A 23,424-nucleotide genomic window follows, 5' to 3' on the forward strand; every position below is an offset into this window, starting at 1 on the left:
GACACGAACTTCCACACAACAGGAGATCTTCCACATGCCGACCACTTCGGTTGAGAAGCTGAGCCCGACACGCGCCAAGCTCACCATCTCGGTGACGCCTGAGGAGCTGAAGCCCAGCATCACCCACGCCTATGAGCACATCGCCGAGCAGATCAATGTGCCCGGGTTCCGCAAGGGCAAGGTGCCGCCGCCCATCGTCGACCAGCGTGTCGGCAAGGGCGCCGTGCTCGAGCACGCCGTCAACGAGGGCCTCGACGGGTTCTACCGCGCCGCCGTCGCCGAGCACGAACTGCGCCCCCTCGGCCGGCCAGAGGCCGACATCGTCGAGTGGCCGAGCGACAAGGACTTCTCGGGCGAGCTGCTGCTCGCCATCGAGGTCGACGTTCGCCCCGAGATCGAACTGCCCGCCTACGACGGCATCGAGCTCACGGTCGACTCCGTCGAGGTCGGCGACGACGAGGTCGGCGAAGAGCTCGAGCGCCTGCGCAGCCGCTTCGGCACGCTCATCACCGTCGATCGCCCTGCCGAGACCGGCGACTTCGTGACCCTCGACCTCGTCGCCATGATCGAAGAGACCGAGGTCGACACGGCGAGCGGCATCTCCTACGAGCTCGGCTCGGGTGAACTGCTCGAGGGCATCGACGAGGCGCTCGACACGCTCTCGGCCGACGAGACCACGACCTTCGCATCGAAGCTCCTGGGCGGCGACCACGAGGGCGAGACCGCTGAGATCACCGTCACCGTCACCGCCGTGAAGGAGCGCGAGCTTCCCGAGGCCGACGATGACTTCGCGCAGATCGCGAGCGAGTTCGACACTCTCGCCGAGCTGACCGACAGCCTCACAGAGCAGGTCGCACGCAACAAGTCGTTCGGCCAGGGCAACCAGGCCCGCGACCTTCTCGTCGAGAAGCTCCTCGAGCTCGTCGAGGTGCCGGTCGCGCAGGCCGTCATCGACGACGAGGTGCACCGTCACCTCGAGAACGAGAACCGCCTCGAAGACGACGAGCACCGCGCAGAGGTCGCCGAATCGAGCGAGAAGGCGTTCAAGACGCAGATCCTGCTCGACTCGATCGCCGAAGCCGAGGGCGTGCAGGTCAGCCAGGACGAGCTCACCCAGTACCTCGTGCAGGGCGCGGGCCAGTACGGCATGGACCCGAACGAGTTCGTTCAGGCGCTCAGCCAGAACAACCAGATTCCGGCCATGGTCGGCGAGGTCGCGCGCAACAAGGCGCTCGCGATCGCGCTCGGCAAGGCGAAGGTGTCGGATGCCGCGGGCAAGCCCGTCGATCTCTCCGAGTTCACCGCCGTTGCCGAAAGCGAAGCCGAAGCAGAGGCCGAAGTCGTCGACGAAGCTGAAGAGATCGTCGAAGAGGCCGAAGCCCCCGAGAAGCCCGCGCCGAAGAAGCGTGCGCCGAAGAAGGCTGCCGCTGCCGATGACGCTGCCGAGAAGCCCGCGCCGAAGAAGCGCGCGCCGAAGAAGGCTGCCGCTGCCGATGACGCTGCCGAGAAGCCCGCGCCCAAGAAGCGCGCAACGAAGAAGACCGCAGAGTAGTTCCGCATGAGCGAAGGGGCCGGGCGAGTTCGCCCGGCCCCTTCGTTCATTCCGTTCCCTTCCGACGACGGTTTCCGGCATGGAGGTCGGATTCGGGGTGTCCTCCACGCCGCAGAACGTCGTCGGAGCAGTTGAGAGGTGCGCGCATGAGCGATTGGCAGCAGCGGGTCGACGACGTCTGGGCGGAAGCAGACCAACTCGGTGACGACGAGGTGATCCGCCGCATCGACGCCATCGCGGCCGAGCGGCCGGCAGATGATCCGCTCGCGCTCTTCGAGCGTGCGGGTTCGCGTGACTCCGCAGGCCGCGAAGCCGACGCCGAAGTGCTGTACCGTGATGCCCTCGCGAACGGCCTCGCCGGTTCTGAACGCGTGCAGGCCCACGTCCAGCTCGCCTCCACGATCCGCAACCTCGGGCGGCCGCTCGAGGCGATCGCCCTCCTCGATGCGATCGAGCCCGACGCAGCGGAACTGCACGATGCCGTCGTCGCGTTCAGGGCTCTCGCCCTCGTCGATGCGGGCGACGCTCGTCGTGCGGCATCCGACGCTCTCTCGGCCCTCGCGCCGCACCTGCGGCGCTACCGCGTCTCGGTCGCTGCGTACGCCGCGGAGCTCGCGGCATCCGCCTAGGGCGAACAGCCCTGTTCGCGTGCGTTGCACCGGATAGATTCGAGTGAACGCGACAACGGAAACGGAGCGACACATGGCCGAACCGACACCAGGCACCGGTGTTTTCGATCGACTGCTGAAGGACCGCATCATCTGGCTTGGCTCCGAGGTGCGCGACGACAACGCCAACGAGATAGCGGCGAAGCTGCTGCTGCTCGCCGCCGAAGATGCCAAGAAAGACATCTTCCTCTACGTCAATTCACCGGGCGGGTCGATCACGGCCGGCATGGCGATCTACGACACGATGCAATTCGTGCCGAACGACATCGTCACGGTCGGCATCGGCATGGCCGCCTCGATGGGGCAGCTGCTCCTCACCGCCGGCACCAAGGGCAAGCGGTACATCACCCCCAACGCGCGCGTGCTCCTGCACCAGCCACACGGCGGCTTCGGCGGCACCTCGAGCGACATCCAGACGCAAGCGCAGCTCATCCTCGACATGAAGAAGCGACTCGCCGAGATCACCGCAGCGCAGACCGGCAAGACCGTCGAGCAGATCAACGCCGACGGTGACCGCGACCGTTGGTTCAGCGCACAGCAGGCACTCGAGTACGGCTTCGTCGACCACATCCGCGAGTCGGCACTCGACGTCGCCGGCGGCGGCGGAACCCAGGCGTAGGCACTCGAGAGAAGAGAGAACGAGCGAATGAACATCCCTGCTTTCGGTGGCACCGCCTTCAACGGCGTCCAGGCGCCGGGCTCGCGCTACATCCTGCCGACCTTCGAGGAGCGCACTGCCTACGGCTACAAGCGCCAAGACCCCTACGCCAAGCTCTTCGAGGACCGCATCATCTTCCTCGGCGTGCAGGTCGACGACGCATCCGCCGACGACATCATGGCGCAGCTCCTCGTGCTCGAGTCGATGGATCCCGACCGCGACATCATCCTCTACATCAACTCGCCCGGTGGCTCCTTCACCGCGATGACGGCGATCTACGACACGATGCAGTACATCCGTCCGCACATTCAGACGGTCGTACTCGGCCAGGCTGCGTCGGCGGCGGCGGTCATCGCCGCTGCAGGCACGCCCGGCAAGCGCCTGGCACTGCCGAATGCGCGCATCCTGATCCACCAGCCGGCGATGGGCGAGGCCGGGCACGGCCAGGCATCCGACATCGAGATCCAGGCGGCCGAGATCCTGCGCATGCGTGGATGGCTCGAAGAGACGCTCTCGCGTCACTCGAACCGCACGCAGGAGCAGGTCAACACCGACATCGACCGCGACAAGATCCTCTCCGCGGCCGAAGCCCTCGAATACGGTCTCATCGACCAGGTGCTCACTTCGCGCAAGAGCCTCCCGGCGATCACGCGATAACCTCGCAGCGTGGTGAACGCGGCGGATGACTGGCTGAACGACAGCCGCGCCATCCGTCGCGTTTCGCTGTATTCGGATGCCGCGATCGACCGCGGTTCCTGGCCGGCGACGATTCCCGCGGTCGCCCAGCTCATCGGGGATGGCGGCATCGAGTTCGCGCCAGGACTCACCTTCCTCGTCGGCGAGAACGGCAGCGGCAAGTCGACCCTGCTCGAGGGCATCGCGACGGCCTACGGGCTCCCGCCAGAGGGCGGCAGCAACAACGGCGGGCGATCCACCAGACCGAGCGAATCGCCGCTCGGCGACTGGCTGCGAATCGAACGCAGTCCTTCCGCGCCGCGATGGGGCTTCTTCCTGCGGGCAGAGACGATGCACGGCTACTACAGCTACCTCGAGGCGCTGCCCGGCAGCCCCGACCAGCACCTGCACTCGATGAGCCACGGCGAGTCGTTCAACGACCTACTCGACAACAAGTTGAACCACTCGCAGTACCTTGCCGGCCTCGTCTGCCTCGACGAGCCAGAGGCAGCCCTCTCGTTCGCCTCCATCCTCAGCTGGATCGCCGGCCTCGACCGCATGGTGTCGCGCGGCACGCAGGTCATCTGCGCCACCCATTCGCCGATCCTCGCCTCGGTGCCCGGCGCCACGATCCTCGAGCTGGGGGAGTGGGGCATCCGCGAGACCACCTGGGAGGAACTCGAGCTCGTCTCGCACTGGCGTCTGTACCTCGATGACCCGAAGCGGTATCTGCGCCACCTGCTCGACTGATCGCCGCAGTTCGCGACCGGCGAACCGCTGGGCGTGTCGAATCCGACCGGCTACCCTCGATCGGCCCGATCTCGGGCTAGGCTCGGAACAGACTCGTTGACAGGGAGGGTTTCGATGGCACGCATCGGAGAGAGCGCCGACCTGCTCAAGTGTTCCTTCTGCGGAAAGAGCCAGAAGCAGGTGCAGCAGCTCATCGCCGGACCCGGCGTCTACATCTGCGACGAGTGCGTGGAACTCTGCAACGAGATCATCGAGGAGCGGCTCGCCGAGGCCGGCGAGACCGAGGCAGGCGAGTTCGAGCTGCCGAAGCCGAAAGAGATCTTCGGATTCCTCGAAGAGTACGTGATCGGTCAAGAGGCTGCCAAGAAGGCGCTCGCCGTCGCGGTCTACAACCACTACAAGCGCGTTCGCGCGCGCACCACGCTCACTTCGGCAGACGCGCGCGACGATGTGGAGCTCGCGAAGTCCAACATCCTGCTGATCGGCCCCACGGGCTGCGGCAAGACGTACCTCGCGCAGACCTTGGCCAAGCAGCTGAACGTGCCGTTCGCCGTGGCCGACGCCACAGCCCTCACCGAGGCGGGGTATGTCGGTGAAGACGTCGAGAACATCCTCCTCAAGCTGATCCAGGCCGCCGACTTCGATGTGAAGCGCGCCGAGACCGGCATCATCTACATCGACGAGGTCGACAAGATCGCGCGAAAGGCCGAGAACCCGTCGATCACGAGGGATGTCTCGGGTGAGGGCGTGCAGCAGGCGCTCCTGAAGATCCTCGAGGGCACCGTCGCATCGGTGCCGCCGCAGGGCGGGCGCAAGCACCCGCACCAGGAGTTCATCCAGATCGACACGACGAACGTGCTCTTCATCGTGGCCGGCGCATTCGCCGGGCTCGAAGACATCATCTCCTCGCGCGCAGGCAAGCGCGGCATCGGATTCGGTGCCCCGCTGCACAACAAAGAAGACGAAGCCGACATCTTCAGTGAGGTGCTGCCCGAAGACCTCCACAAGTTCGGCCTGATTCCAGAGTTCATCGGCCGGCTGCCGGTCGTGGCGACCGTGACTCCCCTCGACAGCGAGGCGCTCATGGAGATCCTCACCGTGCCGAAGAACGCGCTCGTGCGTCAGTACCAGCGCATGTTCGAGCTCGACGGCGTCGAACTCGACTTCGAAGAGGAGGCGTTGCAGGCGATCGCCGACCTCGCAGTGCTTCGACAGACCGGTGCGCGCGGCCTCCGCGCGATCATGGAGGAAGTGCTCGGACCGATCATGTTCGAGGTGCCCTCTTCGACGGGTGTCGCCCGAGTCGTCGTCACCAAGGCCGCTGTGCTCGACAACGCAGCCCCCACGATCGTGCAGCACAAGCCGCGTCGCGCTGAGAAGTCGGCGTAGAACTCGTTCGAGCGAGCACCGGCCATCTTCCATACCGTCGTCGCGGGCGTCATCGCGGCCATCACCGGGTTCGCGAGCTCGTTCGCCCTGGTGATCGCGGGACTCCTCGCCGTCGGCGCGAGCGAGACGCAGTCGGCTTCAGGCTTGTTCGCACTGTGCATCGCGACCGGCGTCACGTGCATCCTCCTACCGATCATCACCCGGATGCCTGTCTCGTTCGCCTGGTCGACACCCGGTGCGGCATTGCTCGTCGCGGCGGCCGCCACCACCCAGCAGTTCGCGGCGGCGATCGGCGCGTTCATCGTCTGCGGTGTGCTCATCGTGCTCTCGGGCTTGTGGCCCGCGCTCGGGCGTGCGATCACGAGCATCCCGAAGCCGATCGCGAGCGCGATGCTCGCCGGCATCCTCTTTCCGATCTGCGTCGCGCCCGTTTTCGCGGCCGTCGAACAGCCGGGGATCGCGATTCCGATGGTGCTCGTCTGGCTGCTGCTCGCCCGCCTCGCGCCTCGCTGGGCCGTTCCGGCGGCGATGCTCGTGGCGGTGATCGGCATCGCGATGATCGCGGGTCCGGCTGTGCTCGGCAGTGATGCCGTCGGGCCGCAGCTCGAGTTCGTCGCACCGGTCTTCGACCCGTTCGTCATCGTGAGTCTCGGGTTGCCGCTCTTCATCGTGACGATGGCCGGGCAGAACGTGCCGGGGTTCGCGGTGATGTCGACGTTCGGCTATCGCCTGGCGCCTCGGCCCGTGCTCGTGACGTCGGGCGTCGCATCGGTGGCTGCAGCTTTCGCCGGCGGACACGCCATCAACCTCGCAGCCATCACCGCGGCGATCATGGCGAGCCCCGAGTCGAATCCCGATGCGGGGCGCCGCTGGGTCGCCACGCTCACCTCGGGGGTCGTCTATCTCGTGCTCGGCGCAGGGGCGGGGCTGGCTGCCGCTGTCGTGCAGGCCTCACCGCCGGTCATCATCACGGCGGTTGCCGGGCTCGCGCTCCTCGGCGCTCTGGTCACCTCCGTCACGGGGGCACTCGAAGATCCGGGGCAGCGCATCACCGCGATCGGCACCTTCCTCGTGACCGCGTCGGGAGTCGCGGTCGCCGGGATCGGCTCGGCGTTCTGGGGGCTCGTGGTGGGCGGCATCCTCATGCTCTGGTTGCGTCCGCGCAGTCGCGACAGGAACGCGAAGGCCAGCGAAACGCGCTGAACGGCGCGGTGAAGACTCCTGACGCCCTGAAAACGGCTGTGCCAGCGGGTTGCTCAATCGAAGATGCGCACGAGCTCCCAGCGGCGCTCCTGGCAGCGTACGTCGAAGACGTGGGTCTCGCCGTCGTCGGCGCTGGCCTGGAAACGCCAGCCCGCGATCTGCAGCGGCGGTCTACCCGGTGAGACATCGTGTGCCGCGACGGGTGACCACCAGTCGCACGGGCCCACGAGCGTCGTCGGCGTGTCGGTCACGCGGAAGCGACGGGAGCGCCACACGAGTCGCTCGGGGCGGCCGTCGTCGTTCGTCAATACCTCGACGAACTCGTGAACGAGCGACATGGGCACCTCACCGAATCGAATGTATGTTCGATGGTAGCACCGCGCCCGAGCGCACAAACGCCGCCGTGCACTTGCACGGCGGCCTTCCTCAGGTCAGTAGGCGGTCAGGCGAGATCGTCGTCGGTGCGCGCGCCGAAGACGATCTCATCCCAGCTCGGCATCGAAGCACGCCCCTTCTTGGAGACGCCTCGCGTGCCAGCCGGGCTGGTGGAGGCCTTACCTCCCCAAATGCTTCGAGCGGCCGTGCCGGGTTTCTCTTCGACCGGTTGCTCGGGGGCGGGCGCTGCTTCCTGAAGTACTGCCGGAGTGGGAGTCGGCGGTTGCTCCTGCCCGTTGCCGGCAGCCTCTCGCTCGCCGCGCCGTCGCCGGAGCGCCTCGAGCAGGTCTGCTGTCTCGCCGAGCGTCTGCTTCGGTTCATCCGCCCGTTTGATCGCCGCGCGCGATGCCGCAGGACTCGACGTCTGAGGCGACCGCGAGTACGGGAGAGGCTCGAGGTGAGGGGCCGTGTCGAAGTCGCCGTGCTCGGGCTCTTCGAAGGTGAAGGCGCCGCTGTCGAAACGGGATTCGTCGGAATCGGGAGCGACGGCACGCAGGCGCGGGATCAGCCCGCCCTTCATCTCACCCTGCTGCGAGAGCGTGATCGCCTCGGAGTTCAGCGGCTGCAACGACTGCTTGCGAGGTTCGAAGCTCCAGCGCGCGTCGTGGTCGATCGTCTCGGCGGTGAACTCGAGCTTGATGATCCAGCCGCGCTCTTCGTCTTTCCAGCTCGCCCAGCGTTCACCATGGGCGCTGAGCTGGGCGAGTCGGTCGCGGATGACTCCGCCGAACGACGGCGGCTCGTCGGCTGGATCGACCTCGATCGAGACGTGCACGGGCACCGCGAGCGCCGAGGTGACCATGTGTTCGCGCTCGGCGAGCACCGGGCCTTCGAAGCGGCGGATGTAGTCGAGGGATGCGCCGGTGACCTGGGCGACCTCTTCGGCCGACATGCCCGACCTGATGTGGGACTGCACTTCGCGCGGCGAAGGTTTGGGCCCGGTGTGCTGCTCGGGTTGCGCCTGCCGGATGCGAGATTGCAGTACTTCGTCGATCTCGATCCGGAAGCGCGCGCCATCGTCGGACGCGGCGAGCAACGCGCCGTTCTCGACTCCGATTACCTTGAGTTCCTGCATCGCGACAAGCCCTTCCGTGCCTTCGTCTCCGCCCAAGGATGCCACGTCGAGATGTGTGCTCGTGGGAATACCTCGGGCGCGGCGGAAGTTGAGCACGAAGCACCTGAGAAAACCCACACAAGGGGTTTGCTAACGCAACCGATTTGATGCAGACTATGGCCGCCGAATCTTCGGCGATGAGGAAATGGATGGGAATGGCAACGGATTACGACGCACCGAGGAAGACCGAAGACGACTCTGAGTCGATCGAGGCCCTCAAGGAGCGCGTCCCCGACAAGATGTCGGGCGTAGTGGATGTCGAAGACGCCGATAACCCCGGTGGGTTCGACCTCGCTGGTGCCGATCTCTCCGACGTCGAACTCGACGTCGTGGTGCTTCCACCGCAAGCTGACGAGTTCACCTGTGTGAACTGCTTCCTCGTGAAGCACCGTTCACAGATCGACCACGAGACGAAGCTCGGGCCGATCTGCTTGGAGTGCGCGTCCTAGACGCCCGACTCAGAACGTTCAGGCCGTCGTGATCCATTGATCGCGGCGGCCAGTTCTTTCGGATGACGTGTCGAGATCAGCCAGTACGGCGTGGGGTCGGACGCATCGGTGACGGGAACACGCACCACCGGCTGCACCCAGCCCCGGATCACGAGGAAGGCGCGGGCGTCGAGGCCTGTTCCGCGTTCGACGCGCGCAGCGGCATCCGTCGCCCCCACCGCCGTTCCGGTGTCGGCGAGCGGGATCGACGCACGACCCGCACTGAGTCGACCGTCAGCGACCTCGATGACTGGCGCCGTCAAGCTGAGCGAGGCGACCACCGCGCCGTAGAGGATGATCCCGGTCGCGATGCCCGCGGGCAGCGAAACCGGCGCAAGCACGAGGATGCTCGCGGGGATGAAGAACAGTGAGGCGAGGTAGATCCACGGCGTCGGCCAGAGTCTTTCGCGGTAGTCGGGCATGGCTCTATTCGACCAGACTTCTGCACTACCCTCGAACAGTGACCGATTCCATCGATGTGCTGATCACGGCCGAGCACGTTCCGGCATACGCCCATCCGGGCGACGCGGGCGCCGATCTCCATGCCGCCGAGTCGGTCGTGCTCGATCCCGGAGAGCGTGCCACCGTCGGCACAGGCGTCTCGATCGCATTGCCCGACGGGTACGTCGCCTTCGTCGTGCCTCGCTCGGGCCTGGCCTTCAAGCACGGCATCACGATCGTCAATGCGCCGGGCACCGTCGATGCGGGCTACCGCGGCGAGATCAAGGTCGCCCTACTGAACACCGACGCGACCGAGCCGTACACGATCGAGGCCGGCGACCGTATAGCCCAGCTCGTTGTGATGCCCGTACTCCGTGCGCGGTTCGTCGAAGTCGAGCGACTGCCCGGCAGCGTGCGCGGCGAGGGCGGATTCGGCTCCACAGGCACCGGGGCGCACAAGTCAGGAGTGAACGCGTGAGCGACATCGAGAATCTCGGCGAGGTATCCGCCGACCAGCCAAAGTCGGCCCCCGAAGACCGCGCGAGCGCGGGCCCCTTCGATGAGGCCGAGGCGAACCCGGTTCGCCCCTATGTCGATCTGGGCGGCGTGAAGGTGCTGCCGCGTGAGGGGCTCCACCTTCGCCTCGAGGTCGAAGAGGGCACCAAGCGGGTCGTCGCCATCGGGCTCGACTATGCGAACTCGACGCTGCAGGTGCAGCCCTTCGCCGCGCCGCGTTCGAGTGGCCTCTGGCACGAGATCCGCGCGCAGATCGCCGACCAGATCGCCCGCCAGGGCGGCACGACGAACGTGCGCGAGGGCACCTTCGGGCCCGAACTGCTCGCCCAGATCCCCGTCGCCGCGGGCGAGGGACAGCAGGGTCAGATGCGACTCGCGCGCTTCATCGGGGTCGACGGACCCCGATGGTTCCTGCGCGGCGTGATCGCCGGCGAAGCAGCAGTCGACCCGACTGCGGCTGCCAAGGTCGAAGACCTCTTCCGTTCGATCGTCGTGGTGCGCGGCACCACACCGATGCCGCCGCGCGACCTGATTCCGCTGCGTATGCCCGCGTCCTCCGCAGGCGCACCCACGGCGTGACCGAGATGACGGATGCGTCTGGGCCGTCGCGTCCCGATGAGAGCGGCCGAACGGATGCCGCGTCCGAGGGGCAGCCCGCAGAGGGCGGCGAGTTCGGAAGGCAGTTCGCAGCCGCCGCCGAGAAGAGCGGCCTCGGCGCGCTCGCCCGTGACGAGAAGCTGAGCGGCCGCGACCTGCTGACCGCGGTCGGCGGCGTTCGCGGCATCCTCGAGGCCCTCCTGCCCGGGCTCGTGTTCCTGGTGGTCTACAGCGCGCTCACGAGCTTCGCCGGGCAAGACGCGCAGGTTGCGCTCGTGCCCGCGCTCGCGGCATCCGTCGGCCTCGCCGTGGTGTTCACGATCGTGCGCCTCGCCACCAAGGGGCAGCCGACCCAGGCGATCGCCGGGCTCATCGGTGTGCTCGCCTCGGCGGCGCTCGCCCTCTGGTCGGGCAATGCGCGCGACAACTACGTGCTGGGGTTCTTCACGAATGCGGGGTACGCGCTCGCGCTGATCGTGTCGCTGCTCGTTCGTTGGCCGGCGATCGGCCTCATCGTGGGGTTTCTCATGGGCGACGGTGTCGCCTGGAAGCAGGACAAGCGCAAGTACCGGGCGGCGCAGGTTCTCACACTCGTCTGGATCGGGCTGTTCGTCGCACGGCTGGCCGTGCAGTTGCCGTTCTACCTCGTCGACAACGTCGAGGCGCTCGGCGCCACCCGCCTCCTCATGGGTGTGCCGCTCTACGCGCTCGTGCTGGTCTTCTCCTGGCTCGTCGTGCGGGCGATCTACCCGTCTTCGGCTCGCTCTGCCGAGTGATAGAGTTATCTCGACGTCAAGATAAATCCGCACACCGTGCGAGGCCTGTCGGCGGGCGAGTGGCTTAGGTTACCCTTGCTGGAACAGCCCCATGTCTGACGGAGAAGATGGAGCGTCGCCCGCATGTTCGGCGGCATCCACGAAGGAGAGGACATCGTGTCTGCAGTGAACAGTTTCGGGGCGAAGGACACGCTCCGCGTCGGTGATGAGTCCTACGAGATCTTCCGACTCGACAGCGTGCCGGGTCATGAGAAGCTGCCGTTCAGTCTCAAGGTGCTGCTCGAGAACCTGCTGCGCACCGAAGACGGCAAGAACGTCACCAGGGAGCAGATCGAGGCCCTCGGGTCGTGGGTGCCGACGGCCGAGCCTGACACCGAGATCCAATTCACGCCGGCCCGTGTGGTCATGCAGGACTTCACCGGTGTTCCCTGCATCGTCGACCTCGCCACGATGCGCGAGGCGGTCGTCGGCCTCGGCGGCGACCCCAACAAGATCAACCCGCTCGCGCCCGCCGAGATGGTCATCGACCACTCGGTGATCGCCGACCTCTTCGGCACCGAGAACGCACTCGAGCGCAACGTCGAGATCGAGTACGAGCGCAACGGCGAGCGGTACCAGTTCCTCCGCTGGGGCCAGACGGCGTTCGACGACTTCAAGGTCGTGCCGCCGGGCACCGGCATCGTGCACCAGGTCAACATCGAGCACCTCGCGAAGGTCACCTTCACGCGCGTGGTCGACGGTGTGCTGCGCGCCTACCCCGACACCTGCGTCGGCACTGACTCGCACACCACGATGGTCAACGGCCTCGGCGTGCTCGGCTGGGGCGTCGGCGGCATCGAGGCCGAGGCGGCCATGCTGGGCCAGCCCGTGTCGATGCTCATCCCCAAGGTCGTCGGCTTCAAGCTCTCCGGCGCGATCCCCACGGGTGTGACCGCGACCGACGTCGTGCTGACGATCACCGACATGCTCCGCAAGCACGGCGTGGTCGGCAAGTTCGTCGAGTTCTACGGCTCGGGCGTGGCATCCGTGCCGCTCGCCAACCGCGCCACCATCGGCAACATGAGCCCCGAGTTCGGCTCGACGGCCGCGATGTTCCCCATCGACGACGTCACCCTCGACTACCTGCGGCTGACCGGCCGCAGCGCCGAGCAGATCGCGCTCGTCGAGGCGTACTCCAAGGTGCAGAAGCTCTGGCACGACGCCGACAGCGAGCCGGCCTTCAGCGAGTACATTGAGCTCGACCTCTCGACGGTCGTGCCCTCGATCGCCGGCCCGAAGCGCCCGCAAGACCGCATCGAGCTCACCGATTCGAAGAGCGCGTTCGAGAGAGACCTGCTGAGCTACGCTCGGGTCGACCACGATCTCGTCGATCTCGAGGGCGCCGAGTCCTTCCCGGCCTCCGACCCGCCCGGCAACACTCCCGAAGACGAGCACAGCCACCACGAGCACCACCACCGCAGCCACGCGCCTGCGACCGCGTCGAACCCGACGTCGGTGCGGCTCGAAGACGGCCAGCAGTTCACGCTCGATCACGGCGCCGTCGCCATCGCGGCGATCACCTCGTGCACGAACACCTCGAACCCCTCGGTGATGCTCGCCGCGGGCCTCCTCGCCCGCAATGCGGCGAAGAAGGGCCTGAAGGCCAAGCCGTGGGTGAAGACCACCCTCGCGCCGGGCTCGAAGGTCGTCACCGACTACTACGAGAAGGCCGGTCTCACGAGCTACCTCGAAGACCTCGGCTTCTACACCGTCGGCTACGGCTGCACGACCTGCATCGGCAACTCGGGCCCGCTGATCGACGAGATCTCGACCGCGGTCAACGAGCAGGACCTCGCGGTCACCGCGGTGCTCTCGGGCAACCGCAACTTCGAGGGGCGCATCAACCCCGACGTGAAGATGAACTACCTCGCGAGCCCGCCGCTCGTCATCGCGTACGCCCTCGCCGGGTCGATGAACTTCGACTTCGAGGTCGACGCGCTCGGAGCCGACACCGACGGCAACGACGTGTTCCTGAAAGACATCTGGCCCGACGCGGCCGAGGTGCAGCACACGATCGACACCTCGATCAACACCGAGATGTTCACGCACCAGTACGCGAGCGTGTTCGAGGGCGACGAGCGCTGGCGCAACCTCGAGACGCCCACGGGCGCCACCTTCGAGTGGGATGCCGAGTCGACCTATGTGCGCAAGCCTCCGTACTTCGACGGCATGACCATGGAGACCACGCCCGTCACCGACATCGTCGGCGCGCGTGTGCTCGCCAAGCTCGGTGACTCGGTCACGACCGACCACATCAGCCCCGCCGGTTCGATCAAGGCCGACAGCCCCGCTGGCCGGTACCTGACCGAGCACGGCGTCGACCGCAAGGACTTCAACTCCTACGGCTCGCGTCGCGGCAACCACGAGATCATGATTCGCGGCACCTTCGCCAACATCCGCCTGAAGAACCAGCTCCTCGACGATGTCGAGGGCGGCTACACGCGTGACTTCACGCAGGCCGACGCCCCGCAGTCGTTCATCTACGACGCGAGCCAGAACTACCAGGCGCAGGACACCCCCCTCGTCATCTTCGGCGGCAAGGAGTACGGCTCGGGTTCGTCGCGCGACTGGGCGGCCAAGGGTACGAGCCTCCTCGGCGTGAAGGCGGTCATCACCGAGAGCTTCGAGCGCATCCACCGCTCGAACCTCATCGGCATGGGTGTCGTGCCGCTCCAGTTCCCCGCAGGGGAGAGCTGGGCATCGCTCGGGCTCGACGGCACGGAGGTCGTTTCGATCACGGGCATCGAGCAGCTGAACGAGGGCACGACGCCGAAGACGGTGCGGGTCGTCGCCGATCCGACCGAGCACTCCCCGGCCGGAAAGCAGACGGTCGAATTCGACGCGGTCGTGCGCATCGACACACCGGGTGAAGCCGACTACTACCGCAACGGTGGCATCCTGCAGTACGTGCTGCGCTCGCTCGTCTGAGCGATTTCGCGAGGAACGGGGCGGTCGGCTTTTCGCCGATCGCCCCGTTCCCTGCCCGGCTTCTCAGAGAGCCCGGCGTAGACTCGTTCCGTCCAGCGGCAGCGCCCGCGATTCTCCGGAGGCATTTGCATGACCCTGCTCGAGACGATTTCGGGACCTCGTGATCTGGATGCACTGAGTTCCGAACAGCTCGATCAGCTCGCGCGCGAGGTCCGCGAGTATCTCGTCGAGTCGGTCTCCAAGACCGGCGGGCACCTTGGACCGAACCTCGGCGTCGTCGAACTCACGATCGCAATCCATCGGGTCTTCGAGTCGCCGCGCGACGCGGTCGTCTTCGACACCGGGCATCAGTCGTACGTCCACAAGCTCTTGACCGGGCGCAAAGATCTCTCGACCATCCGCCAGACCGGCGGGCTCGCGGGTTACCCGCAACGGTCCGAGTCCCAACACGACATCGTCGAGAGCTCGCACGCCTCCAGCTCACTGTCGTGGGCGGATGGCATCTCCAAGGCGTTCGAGATGACCGGACAGACCGATCGACACGTCGTCGCCGTCGTCGGCGACGGCGCACTCACGGGCGGCATGACGTGGGAGGCGCTGAACAACATCTCCGACGACAACACGCGAAAGCTCGTCGTCGTCGTCAACGACAACGGCCGCTCCTACGCGCCGACGATCGGAGGCATGGCGCGGTTCCTGAACACCGTTCGCACGAAGCAGACATACCGCAACCTGCACCTCTCGAGTCGCCGCGCCTTCGACAACATGGGCGCGCCGGCGCGTGCGCTCTACCGGGGTGTGCGAGGCGGGCTGCATGGCTTCCTCAGCCGGTTCACCGGAAATGAGGCGCTGTACTCCAACCTCGACATCAAGTACATCGGCCCCATCGATGGCCACGACGAGCGTGCCATGGAGGCGGCGCTGCGCCAGGCGAAAGACTACGGCGCGCCGGTGATCGTGCACGCCATCACCGAAAAGGGCCGCGGGTACGAGCCTGCGTTGCGGGACGCCGCCGACCAGTTCCACGCCGTCGGTCAGATCGACCCCGAGACGGGCGAGTCCCTCGAGACCGCCTCGGCCCCGTCGTGGACGGGCGTCTTCGCCGACGAGATGGTGCATCTCGCTGAGAGCAACGAGCGTCTCGTCGGCATCACCGCCGCAATGCTCCGTCCCACCGGCCTGCACCGCATGGCCGAGCGGTTCCCGAACCGGGTCTTCGATGTCGGCATCGCCGAACAGCATGCGGCCACCGCCGCGGCGGGTCTCGCGTTCGGCGGACTCCACCCCGTCGTCGCCGTCTATGCGACTTTCATCAATCGCGCATTCGACCAGGTGCTGATGGATGTCGCGTTGCACAAGGCCGGTGTCACGTTCGTGCTCGACCGGGCAGGAGTGACCGGCCCCGACGGGCCGAGCCACCACGGGGTCTGGGATCTGTCGATCCTGCAGGTGGTTCCCGGCATCCGCATCGCCGCGCCGCGAGACTCGGTGCGACTGGTCGAAGAGTTGGGTGAGGCCGTCGTCGTCGACGACGCTCCCACCGTGATCCGCTTCCCGAAGGGCACGGTCGGTGGCGACTTCGATGCCGTTCGCCGCACGGCCGACGGGGTCGACGTCCTCATCGAGTCCGACCGCAAGGACGTGCTCATCGTCACGGTCGGGCCGATGGCCGGCACCGGCCTCCAAGTGGCCGAGCGCCTCGAGGCGCAGGGCATCGGGGCGACCGTCGTCGATCCGCGCTGGGTCGTTCCGGTGCCCCGCAGCGTCATCGATCTCGCCGCCGAGCATCGCATCGTCGTGAGCATCGAAGACGGCATCCGTGTGGGCGGCATCGGCACCCGCATCAGGCAAGACCTACGCGAGGCCGGCGTCGACACCGCGGTGACCGAGCTCGGATTGCCCGACGAGTTCCTCGATCACGGTTCGCGCGCCGACATCCTCGAACGGGTCGGCCTGACCCCCCAGCACATTGCCCGAGACGTCACCGCGATGGTGCTCGGTTCGAAGCTGCCGCACGCGCGCGGTGCCGGGGTCGATGCAGACGTCCCGACCGACACGAGACCGCAGCCGCGCGTCTGACTCGGCGTCGAGGCCGCGAATCGGATGCCTCGGGGCGCGGCACTATCGGTACGGCGAACGGCCCTCGGCGTGAAGCCGAGGGCCGTTCGTCTCGAGCCGGACGTTACGCTCCGACACCCGTGATCGTCGGGTGGTGGAAGGTGTCGCCGAAGACCCGTTCGGACGCGCCGACCCGATCGAGGTACGGCGTCAGGCCGCCCATTTGGAACGGGAAGCCCGCGCCGAGGATCATGCACAGGTCGATGTCTTCAGCGGCCGCGACCACGCCATCGTCGAGCATGAGGCGCACCTCGCGGGCGAGCCCGTCTTGCAGTGCGACGAGGATGTCGGCCGCCGAGCGCGGGTTCTTGCCGCCGGCGACGATTTTCAGGGCACCTTTGTCGAAGCCCTTGACCTTGCCCTTGTCGTCTTTGTCGAGCAGCGTGCCGTAGTCGGCGAGCTTGTGGAGGTTCTCGCTGCGGTAGAACCGGTCGGGGAACGCGGCGTGGTGCGTGTCGAGCACGTGCGCGCCGACCTTGAGCCCGACGAGGTCGAGCAGCGCCGACGGGGCCATGGGCAGGCCGAGTGGTGCGATCGCCTCGTCGACGGTCTGGAACGAGGTGCCCTCGTCGACGGCGCGCATCGCCTCACCGAGCAGCACCGCGAGCAGACGGTTGACGACGAATCCGGGTGTGTCGGCCGTGATGACGGCGTTCTTGCGCAGATTCTTCGCGGTCACCATGGCGGTCGACAGCGTCGCCTCATCGGTGTGCGGCGTCTTCACGACCTCGATCAGCGGCATGACCGCGACCGGAGTGAAGAAGTGGAAGCCCACCAGGCGCTCGGGGTGTGCAAGCTTCGCGCCGATCTGCTCGACTGACAGCGAGGAGGTGTTCGTGGCGAGCACGGCCTCGGGCGAGATGAACTGCTCCACCTCGGCGAAGACGTTCTGCTTGATCTCGAGCTCTTCGAATACGGCCTCGATGACCCAGTCGCAGTCGGCGAAGTCGGCCTTGTCGGTCGTGCCCGTGACGAGGGCCTTCAACCGGTTCGCCTCATCGGGGGAGATGCGACCTTTCTCGAGAAGCTTGTCGATCTCCTCCGCGATGTTGGCCACACCCTTGTCGACGCGTGCCTGGTCGATGTCGGTGATGACCACCGGCACCCGCAGGCGGCGCACGAAGAGCAGGGCGAGCTGGCTCGCCATGTACCCGGCGCCGAGCACGCCGACCATGGTGACCTTCTTCGCAAGTGCCTTGTCGGGTGCGCCCGCCGGGCGCTTGGCCCGCTTCTGCACGAGGTTGAAGGCGTAGATGGACGCGTGAAGCTGGTCGCCCGCGATGAGATCGGCGAGCACCTCGTCTTCACGCTGGAATCCCTCGGCACGCGTGCCGCTCTTCGCTGCCTTCATCAGGTCGAGCGCGGCGTACGGCGACTGCGGAATCGAACCGATGCGGCTCTTCAGCATCTTGGTGGCGATGCCGATAGCCGCATCCCACTTGACGAGGCGTTCCACCTTGCCGGGTTCGTTCGACCGCTTGACCTTGATCCGTCCGGAGATGACGTCGTCGGCCCAGCGAATGGAGTCCTCGAGGTAGCTCACCGACGGGAAGATCGCGTCGGCGATGCCGAGGTCGTATGCATCCTGGCCCTTGAGTGTGCGGTTCTGTTTCAGCGGGTTCTCGATGACGACCTTGAGAGCGTTCTCGATGCCGATGAGGTTCGGCAGGATCGTCGCGCCGCCCCAGCCGGGGATCAGGCCCAGGAAGACCTCGGGCAGCGCGAGGGCCGGTGCCGAGGCATCCACCGTGCGGTAGTCGGCATGCAACCCGATCTCGAGGCCCCCGCCGAGTGCGAGGCCGTTGTAGAACACGAATGACGGCACGCCGACCTCGCCGATCTTCGCGAGCGCGAAGTGGCCGAGCTGCACGAACTTCTTCGCGGTCTCCTTGTCGGGGATCTCGGCGACCTTCGAGAGGTCGGCGCCGGCAGCGAGGATGAACGGCTTGCCCGTGACGGCGACCGCGTCTATCTCACGGGCGGCGGCGCGCGCCTTCAGCTCATCGAGCGTCTTCGCATACTCGAGCAGTGTCGCCGCACCGAGTGTGTTCGGGCGCGTGTGGTCGCGTCCGTTGTCGAGAGTGATGAGTGCGAGCGTCTTGCCCGAAGCCAGAGGGATGTCGCGCACGTACGAGTGCGTGACGACCTCATCGTCGCCCGCGAGGGCCACCAGCGAACCGAAGTCGATCTTCGTGTAGTCGGTCATCAGGCCTTCTTCGCCTTCTTGTCGTAGTTCGGGTTCTCCCAGACCATCGTGCCGCCCTGGCCGAGGCCGACGCACATGCTCGTGATGCCGTAGCGCACGTCGGGCCGCTCGGCGAACTGGCTCGCGAGCTGGTTCATGAGGCGCACCCCGGAGGAGGCGAGCGGGTGGCCGACCGCGATCGCACCGCCCCACGGGTTCACGCGGGGGTCGTCGTCGGCGATGCCGTAGTGGTCGAGGAAGGAGAGCACCTGCACCGCGAACGCCTCGTTCATCTCGAAGAGGCCGATGTCGTCGATCGAGAGCCCCGCCTTGCGGAGTGCCTTCTCGGTCGCTGGGATCGGGCCGATTCCCATGATCTCGGGATCGACGCCGACGAAGGCGTAGCTGACGAGCTTCATCTTCGGCGAGAGGCCGAGCTCTTTGGCGGTGGTACCGGAGGCCAGGATCGCCGCGGTCGCGCCATCGTTCAGCCCGGAAGCGTTGCCGGCAGTGATGCGGCCGTGCGGGCGGAACGGAGTCTTCAGCGCGGCAAGGCCTTCGAGGGTGGTCTCGGGGCGCATGACCTCGTCGCGAGTGGCGAGTCCCCAGCCCGCTTCGGTGCGGATCGCGACCGGGATGAGGTCTTGCTGGATCTTGCCCGCAGCGTAGGCCGCGGCCGTCTTCTGCTGGCTGGCGAGGGCGTAGCGGTCGCTGCGCTCCTTCGTGAGCTGCGGGAACCGGTCGTGGATGCGCTCGGCGGTCGCGCCCATGACGAGGGCGTCTTCGCCGACGAGCTTCTCGCTGAGGAAGCGCGGGTTCGGGTCGACGCCTGAGCCCATCGGGTGGTGGCCCATGTGCTCCACACCGCCGGCGATCGCAATGTCGTACATGCCGAAGCCGATCGAGCCGGACATCATCGCGGCGGCCGTCATGGCGCCCGCGCACATGCGGTCGATCGAGAAGCCCGGGACCGTCTTCGGGAGGCCGGCGAGGATCGCCGCCGTTCGTCCGAGGGTGAGTCCCTGGTCTCCGGTCTGCGTCGTCGCGGCGATGGCGACATCGTCGATGCGGTCTTTCGGGACGTTCGGGTTTCGTTCGAGGAGTCCGACGATCGCCTTCACGACGAGGTCGTCGGCTCGGGTGTTCCAGTACATGCCCTTGTCGCCGGCCTTGCCGAACGGGGTGCGGACCCCGTCGACGAACACGACTTCAGCTTGATCAGCCACGCTGCAGCTCACTTTCGATCAGTTGCTTCGATCCTACGAACGCCGCTGCGGTGCCGCTGAATCGCTTGACGGAACCTACGAAGCGTCGGAGGTGGCGTCCTCGACCGATTGTGCTGCCTCTACAAATGCATCGGCGATTATCTGTGAGGTTGCCGCAACTTGCCAGTGGCGCGCGCCGAGTGCGAGCAGCGCGTCGCGGATCGCCTCGGCGGTCGGTTCGGAGGGCGGAGTCCATGCAACCCGGCGCAGATGGTCGGGCGTCAACAGGTTCTCGATCGGCATGTCGATCTGCTCCGCGATCTCGGCGACGGCCACCTTCGCGATTCGCAAACGGGCATCGGCTTCGGGATTGCGCGCCGCCCATGCGCGCGGCGGGGGAGGCGCATCGCTGGGAACCCGCACGGCCGGCAGCTCGGTCGTGGCCAAGCCGCGCTCTACAGCGCCCCACCAACGATCGAGTTCGGTGCGGCTCGCACGACCGTTGAACTCGCGCAGGTCGGCGAGCGCACGCCGGGTCGACGGCAACGAGCGCGCCACCGCGAGGAGCGAGGCATCCGGAACCAGACGACCGGGTGCGACGTCGGTCTCGGTCGCGAGTTCGTCGCGTGAAAGCCAGAGCTCGCGGGCCACCGCGAGGTTTCGGGGCCCGCGCATCGCGTGGATGCCGGAGAGACGGCGCCATGGCTCGGCAGCCGGCGGCTTGGCCGCACGGTGCAGCACTGCACCGAACTCCTCGTCGGCCAACTCCGCTTTGCCGGCGTCGATAAGAGCGACGCCGAGGCGTTCGCGAACATCGACGAGGAGCTCGACATCGAGGGCCGCGTACTTCAGCCACGATTGCGGCAGGGGCCGATTGGACCAGTCGGATGCCGAATGCTCCTTGGCGAGACGGATGTCGAGGAGCTCTTCCACCACCGACGCCAAGCCGACGCGCGGCATGCCGAGCAACCGCGCGGCGAGCTCGGTGTCGAAGATGCGGTCGGGATCGAGCCCGACCTCGCGCAGGCAGGCGAGATCTTGACTGGCTGCGTGCAGCACCCACTCTTCGCTGCGAATGCCGGCCTGGAGTTCGGAGAAGTCGGGAATCTGCGGCGGATCGAAGAGGAAGGTGCCCGCACCGCGCCGGAACATCTGGATCAGGTATGCACGCTGGGAGTATCGGAATCCGCTGGCACGCTCGGCATCGACGGCGATGGGACCCTCACCGCTGAGGAGCCGCCGCACCGCCTCATCGTAGGCGGCGGGGGTGTCGATCACCCGGAATTCATCCACGGTTCGTCCTCCGACGTGGCAGTGCGGTCACCCCTTCCGATCGGGGTGGGAGTCCTGCGAGCATGCACAACAACTCTCCCCAGCCTTCCACATGCGGGCCGATGGTCGAGTCGAGGGGCGTCCATGAGGCGCGCAACTCGATCTGGGCGCCGTCGCCCTGCCGGGCCAGCTCACCGAATCCGGTGGAGAGGATCTTCGTCGCCGTGCCCGACGCCGCGATGTAACGGGCGCCACGTGCGTCGAGAGCGTCGACCAACCACGACCACGCGACATCCGCGAGAAATGGGTCGAGGCCGATGTCGGTCTCGAGCGGTGCCTGCGCGAAGCAGACGATCCGGAACCGGCCGCCCCAAGCCTCCGGTTCGCTCGGGTCGTGCAGAAGCACGAATCGTCCGGTGCCGAGTTCGGAATCGTCGTGACGACTCGGCGTGACGTCGGCCGAGAGGGCCACCGAGTTCGGTGCGAGCGAGCCCGGCGCCGGGATTTCGGTGACGCGCAGCTCGGACCGCGGAGCGGCCGCACGCAACGAGTCGAGCGCGGCCTCGAACTCGGGAGGAAGCGGAGGCACGGAGTCGGGCACGTGTGCAGACTAGAGTCTCGGGTGCGGGGGACGTCGGCGGCACGCCGCATCACTCTGCACACGGTGGCTGGTTCGGGAGGAACGGATGCGTCGAACGCACGGTACGAGTTCTGCAATCGGGATCGCGGCTGCCGCCGTGGGGCTCATCGCGGTGACGATCGGCGCGGCGACCGCCGCCCTGGCCGTGTACTTCGCACGGAAGGTCGTCACTCCGCCCGAAAAGCACGAAGAAGACGTGCGCATCGCCCGCGTCGACCTCGCGGCGGGCGAGATCACGCTCGTCGGCTCCGACGAGACCCGCATGCGGGGCCGGTACGGGCTCTGGTTCGATCACGACGCGGGGCACGCCCGACTCGGCGACGTCATCGACGACGGTGAACGCGAGGTGCGTCGCGGCATCGAATCCGTCGATTTCGGCCGACTCGCCCGGGCGAGACGCGGCCGCATCAACGGGTGGTACCACCTCGGCCCGTGGGAATTCGATGCGCCGTACGAGAACGTGGCGATCGAGACGGAGCTGGGCCCGGCCCCGGCATGGCTCATCAGGGCTGCGGATGCATCGGCGCGCTGGGTGATCCAGGTGCACGGCCGAGGGTCGAAACGACCAGAGGGTCTCCGCGCCGTGCCGCCGGTGCGTGCCGCCGGCTGGAACTCGTTGCTCATCTCCTATCGCAACGACAGCGAGGCGCCCGAGAGTGAAGACCGCAAGTACGGGCTCGGCGGCACCGAGTGGGTCGACGTGGTCGCTGCGACACGATTCGCAGTCGAGCACGGCGCCGAGCAGATAGTGCTCATGGGCTGGTCGATGGGCGGCGCGATCACGCTCCAAGCGGTATTGCGCTCTGCGGAGGTGCGCGAACACCTCGTTGGCGTCATGCTCGACTCGCCCGCGATCGACTGGACCGACATCCTCCGATTCCAGGGCCGGTTGCAGGGCCTCCCGCCCGAACTCGGCGACCTCGTGGTGCGGGTGCTCGGTGGGCCGCTCGGGGTCGGGCTCACCGGCATCGCGGCGCCGATCGACGTCGAGGAGCTCGATCCCATCGCTCGGGCCGACGAGTTCGACGTGCCGATGCTGCTGATGCACAGTGTCGACGACGGCTTCGTGCCGATCGACGGATCACGCCGCTTCGCCGCGGCCAGGCCTGACCTCATCGAGTTCGAGGAGTTCGAGGGTGCGCGGCACACGAAGCTCTGGAATCACGATCCCGAACGATGGACGGGGCTCGTGCACGACTGGCTCACCCGACGCGGTGAGAGCGTCGCTCGACTCGGCGACGAGGCGCAGATCGCGGGCTGACCGCGCCCGGCAGCGTTGAACCGCCAGCGCCGACCGCCGGCGTTGAACGTTCCGATCGCCGGTCAGGCGGCGATGCGATCGCGCAGCTGCCGCTTGGTGCGGGCGAGCATGCCGGTCATGCCGCGAACCCGGAGCGGTGAGACGGCCGCAGCGAGGCCGAGCGACTGCGGGTAGTCGGCGGGAACGTCGAAGACCTCCTGCACAGTGAGCCCGTCGAGGCCCTGCGCGAGGATCGAGGCGAACCCGCGCGTGGTGGGGGATTCCGCCGGTGCCGTCGCGTAGAGGTGCACCCGGCCGTCATCGACCTCGATGAAGATGAACACCGGCGACTGGCACTCTTCGACCCGCTCGAAGAGATCGGGGTGGTCTGCGTATCGCGCGGGCAGTTCGGGCAGCTCGTTCGAGAATTCGAGCAGCAGTTGCAGACGATCGCGCACCTCGAGTGCGAGGAAATCGTCTCGGGTCTCGGCGAGTCGTGCGGGCAGGGTCGGCGCTTCCATCGGTTCCATTCTCC

Annotated in this window: 23 protein-coding genes; 15 read left to right on the forward strand and 8 right to left on the reverse strand. The window is 67.1% G+C overall.

Annotated features, from left to right (window positions below; translation table 11 throughout):
* The first annotated feature begins 34 nt into the window (after window positions 1–34).
* The 7 genes from tig to AC1C2T_RS14280 all read left to right on the forward strand — a co-directional run bounded on the left by tig (window position 35) and on the right by AC1C2T_RS14280 (window position 6,895).
* Window positions 35–1,552, forward strand: a complete 1,518-nt coding sequence (gene tig / locus AC1C2T_RS14250) for a trigger factor (protein WP_495385731.1) — start codon at window positions 35–37, stop codon at window positions 1,550–1,552.
* Window positions 1,553–1,698: 146 nt separating this feature from the next.
* Window positions 1,699–2,181: a tetratricopeptide repeat protein gene (locus AC1C2T_RS14255; RefSeq protein ID WP_495385732.1), complete on the forward strand. Its 483-nt coding sequence runs from the start codon at window positions 1,699–1,701 to the stop codon at window positions 2,179–2,181.
* A 73-nt stretch (window positions 2,182–2,254) separates the two neighbouring features.
* A complete protein-coding gene (locus AC1C2T_RS14260) occupies window positions 2,255–2,839 on the forward strand; it encodes an ATP-dependent Clp protease proteolytic subunit (protein WP_495360332.1) in 585 nt (194 codons plus the stop codon).
* A 27-nt stretch (window positions 2,840–2,866) separates the two neighbouring features.
* Window positions 2,867–3,535 carry an ATP-dependent Clp protease proteolytic subunit gene (locus AC1C2T_RS14265; protein WP_495360331.1) on the forward strand — a complete coding sequence of 223 codons (669 nt, stop codon included), beginning with the start codon at window positions 2,867–2,869 and terminating at the stop codon, window positions 3,533–3,535.
* A gap of 9 nt (window positions 3,536–3,544) precedes the next feature.
* On the forward strand, window positions 3,545–4,303 hold the full coding sequence (locus tag AC1C2T_RS14270) for an AAA family ATPase (RefSeq protein ID WP_495360330.1): 759 nt from the start codon (window positions 3,545–3,547) through the stop codon (window positions 4,301–4,303).
* 114 nt (window positions 4,304–4,417) lie between these two features.
* Window positions 4,418–5,692 carry an ATP-dependent Clp protease ATP-binding subunit ClpX gene (gene clpX, locus AC1C2T_RS14275; RefSeq protein WP_495360329.1) on the forward strand — a complete coding sequence of 425 codons (1,275 nt, stop codon included), beginning with the start codon at window positions 4,418–4,420 and terminating at the stop codon, window positions 5,690–5,692.
* Window positions 5,693–5,716: 24 nt separating this feature from the next.
* Complete coding sequence (locus AC1C2T_RS14280; RefSeq protein ID WP_495385790.1) at window positions 5,717–6,895, forward strand: benzoate/H(+) symporter BenE family transporter; 1,179 nt, start codon at window positions 5,717–5,719, stop codon at window positions 6,893–6,895.
* Window positions 6,896–6,948: 53 nt separating this feature from the next.
* Here the strand turns inward: AC1C2T_RS14280 and AC1C2T_RS14285 are convergent, their stop codons facing one another.
* Both AC1C2T_RS14285 and sepH read right to left on the reverse strand, forming a co-directional pair.
* Entirely contained in the window at window positions 6,949–7,233 is a 285-nt protein-coding gene (locus tag AC1C2T_RS14285) for a DUF6504 family protein (RefSeq protein ID WP_495385733.1), read from the reverse strand.
* Between the two features lie 104 nt (window positions 7,234–7,337).
* Complete coding sequence (gene sepH, locus AC1C2T_RS14290) at window positions 7,338–8,366, reverse strand: septation protein SepH (protein ID WP_495385791.1); 1,029 nt, start codon at window positions 8,364–8,366, stop codon at window positions 7,338–7,340.
* Between sepH and AC1C2T_RS14295 the strand changes: the two genes are divergently transcribed.
* Window positions 8,274–8,552: a hypothetical protein gene (locus AC1C2T_RS14295; RefSeq protein ID WP_495385792.1), complete on the forward strand. Its 279-nt coding sequence runs from the start codon at window positions 8,274–8,276 to the stop codon at window positions 8,550–8,552. The genes sepH and AC1C2T_RS14295 overlap by 93 nt on opposite strands.
* A 47-nt stretch (window positions 8,553–8,599) precedes the next feature.
* Window positions 8,600–8,893, forward strand: a complete 294-nt coding sequence (locus AC1C2T_RS14300) for a DUF4193 domain-containing protein (protein ID WP_495353764.1) — start codon at window positions 8,600–8,602, stop codon at window positions 8,891–8,893.
* On the opposite strand, the gene AC1C2T_RS14305 is transcribed toward AC1C2T_RS14300, so the two are convergent.
* Entirely contained in the window at window positions 8,890–9,354 is a 465-nt protein-coding gene (locus AC1C2T_RS14305; RefSeq protein ID WP_495360326.1) for a DUF3093 domain-containing protein, read from the reverse strand. The two genes, AC1C2T_RS14300 and AC1C2T_RS14305, sit on opposite strands and share 4 nt — an antisense overlap.
* Before the next feature lie 38 nt (window positions 9,355–9,392).
* On the opposite strand from AC1C2T_RS14305, the gene dut reads away from it, so the two are divergent.
* The 5 genes from dut (at window position 9,393) to dxs (ending at window position 16,308) form a co-directional block, all read left to right on the forward strand.
* Window positions 9,393–9,851, forward strand: coding sequence for a dUTP diphosphatase (dut, locus tag AC1C2T_RS14310; RefSeq protein WP_495385734.1), 459 nt, complete (start codon window positions 9,393–9,395; stop codon window positions 9,849–9,851).
* Entirely contained in the window at window positions 9,848–10,468 is a 621-nt protein-coding gene (locus AC1C2T_RS14315; RefSeq protein ID WP_495360324.1) for a DUF3710 domain-containing protein, read from the forward strand. Before dut ends, AC1C2T_RS14315 begins: the two co-directional genes overlap by 4 nt.
* Before the next feature lie 5 nt (window positions 10,469–10,473).
* Window positions 10,474–11,262 (forward strand): DUF3159 domain-containing protein, encoded by a 789-nt coding sequence (locus AC1C2T_RS14320; RefSeq protein WP_495360833.1) that lies wholly within the window; start codon window positions 10,474–10,476, stop codon window positions 11,260–11,262.
* A 156-nt stretch (window positions 11,263–11,418) separates the two neighbouring features.
* Window positions 11,419–14,229 carry an aconitate hydratase AcnA gene (gene acnA / locus AC1C2T_RS14325; RefSeq protein ID WP_495385735.1) on the forward strand — a complete coding sequence of 937 codons (2,811 nt, stop codon included), beginning with the start codon at window positions 11,419–11,421 and terminating at the stop codon, window positions 14,227–14,229.
* A gap of 129 nt (window positions 14,230–14,358) precedes the next feature.
* Window positions 14,359–16,308: a 1-deoxy-D-xylulose-5-phosphate synthase gene (gene dxs / locus AC1C2T_RS14330; RefSeq protein WP_495385736.1), complete on the forward strand. Its 1,950-nt coding sequence runs from the start codon at window positions 14,359–14,361 to the stop codon at window positions 16,306–16,308.
* Between the two features lie 103 nt (window positions 16,309–16,411).
* Here the strand turns inward: dxs and AC1C2T_RS14335 are convergent, their stop codons facing one another.
* The 4 genes from AC1C2T_RS14335 to AC1C2T_RS14350 form a co-directional block, all read right to left on the reverse strand.
* A complete protein-coding gene (locus AC1C2T_RS14335; RefSeq protein ID WP_495385737.1) occupies window positions 16,412–18,553 on the reverse strand; it encodes a 3-hydroxyacyl-CoA dehydrogenase NAD-binding domain-containing protein in 2,142 nt (713 codons plus the stop codon).
* Window positions 18,553–19,758, reverse strand: coding sequence for a thiolase family protein (locus AC1C2T_RS14340; RefSeq protein WP_495360320.1), 1,206 nt, complete (start codon window positions 19,756–19,758; stop codon window positions 18,553–18,555). The genes AC1C2T_RS14335 and AC1C2T_RS14340 overlap by 1 nt, the downstream gene beginning before the upstream one ends.
* Before the next feature lie 75 nt (window positions 19,759–19,833).
* On the reverse strand, window positions 19,834–21,030 hold the full coding sequence (locus AC1C2T_RS14345; protein ID WP_495385738.1) for an HRDC domain-containing protein: 1,197 nt from the start codon (window positions 21,028–21,030) through the stop codon (window positions 19,834–19,836).
* Window positions 21,023–21,610 (reverse strand): DUF3000 domain-containing protein, encoded by a 588-nt coding sequence (locus AC1C2T_RS14350; RefSeq protein ID WP_495360318.1) that lies wholly within the window; start codon window positions 21,608–21,610, stop codon window positions 21,023–21,025. The genes AC1C2T_RS14345 and AC1C2T_RS14350 overlap by 8 nt, the downstream gene beginning before the upstream one ends.
* Before the next feature lie 85 nt (window positions 21,611–21,695).
* Between AC1C2T_RS14350 and AC1C2T_RS14355 the strand changes: the two genes are divergently transcribed.
* Window positions 21,696–22,910 (forward strand): alpha/beta hydrolase family protein, encoded by a 1,215-nt coding sequence (locus AC1C2T_RS14355; RefSeq protein WP_495385739.1) that lies wholly within the window; start codon window positions 21,696–21,698, stop codon window positions 22,908–22,910.
* 62 nt (window positions 22,911–22,972) lie between these two features.
* On the opposite strand, the gene AC1C2T_RS14360 is transcribed toward AC1C2T_RS14355, so the two are convergent.
* Complete coding sequence (locus tag AC1C2T_RS14360; RefSeq protein ID WP_495360316.1) at window positions 22,973–23,410, reverse strand: SufE family protein; 438 nt, start codon at window positions 23,408–23,410, stop codon at window positions 22,973–22,975.
* Window positions 23,411–23,424 lie beyond the last annotated feature (14 nt).

This window comes from Agromyces sp. Y558 (genome assembly GCF_059445415.1).

Coding starts and splice junctions, on each gene's coding strand:
- tig (WP_495385731.1), top strand. CDS start 35: ATGCCGACCACTTCGGTTGAGAAGCTGAGCCCGACACGCGCCAAGCTC.
- AC1C2T_RS14360 (WP_495360316.1), bottom strand. CDS start 23,410: ATGGAAGCGCCGACCCTGCCCGCACGACTCGCCGAGACCCGAGACGAT.
- AC1C2T_RS14305 (WP_495360326.1), bottom strand. CDS start 9,354: ATGCCCGACTACCGCGAAAGACTCTGGCCGACGCCGTGGATCTACCTC.
- AC1C2T_RS14255 (WP_495385732.1), top strand. CDS start 1,699: ATGAGCGATTGGCAGCAGCGGGTCGACGACGTCTGGGCGGAAGCAGAC.
- AC1C2T_RS14260 (WP_495360332.1), top strand. CDS start 2,255: ATGGCCGAACCGACACCAGGCACCGGTGTTTTCGATCGACTGCTGAAG.
- clpX (WP_495360329.1), top strand. CDS start 4,418: ATGGCACGCATCGGAGAGAGCGCCGACCTGCTCAAGTGTTCCTTCTGC.
- AC1C2T_RS14320 (WP_495360833.1), top strand. CDS start 10,474: ATGACGGATGCGTCTGGGCCGTCGCGTCCCGATGAGAGCGGCCGAACG.
- AC1C2T_RS14335 (WP_495385737.1), bottom strand. CDS start 18,553: ATGACCGACTACACGAAGATCGACTTCGGTTCGCTGGTGGCCCTCGCG.
- dxs (WP_495385736.1), top strand. CDS start 14,359: ATGACCCTGCTCGAGACGATTTCGGGACCTCGTGATCTGGATGCACTG.
- AC1C2T_RS14265 (WP_495360331.1), top strand. CDS start 2,867: ATGAACATCCCTGCTTTCGGTGGCACCGCCTTCAACGGCGTCCAGGCG.
- AC1C2T_RS14285 (WP_495385733.1), bottom strand. CDS start 7,233: ATGTCGCTCGTTCACGAGTTCGTCGAGGTATTGACGAACGACGACGGC.
- AC1C2T_RS14300 (WP_495353764.1), top strand. CDS start 8,600: ATGGCAACGGATTACGACGCACCGAGGAAGACCGAAGACGACTCTGAG.
- AC1C2T_RS14355 (WP_495385739.1), top strand. CDS start 21,696: ATGCGTCGAACGCACGGTACGAGTTCTGCAATCGGGATCGCGGCTGCC.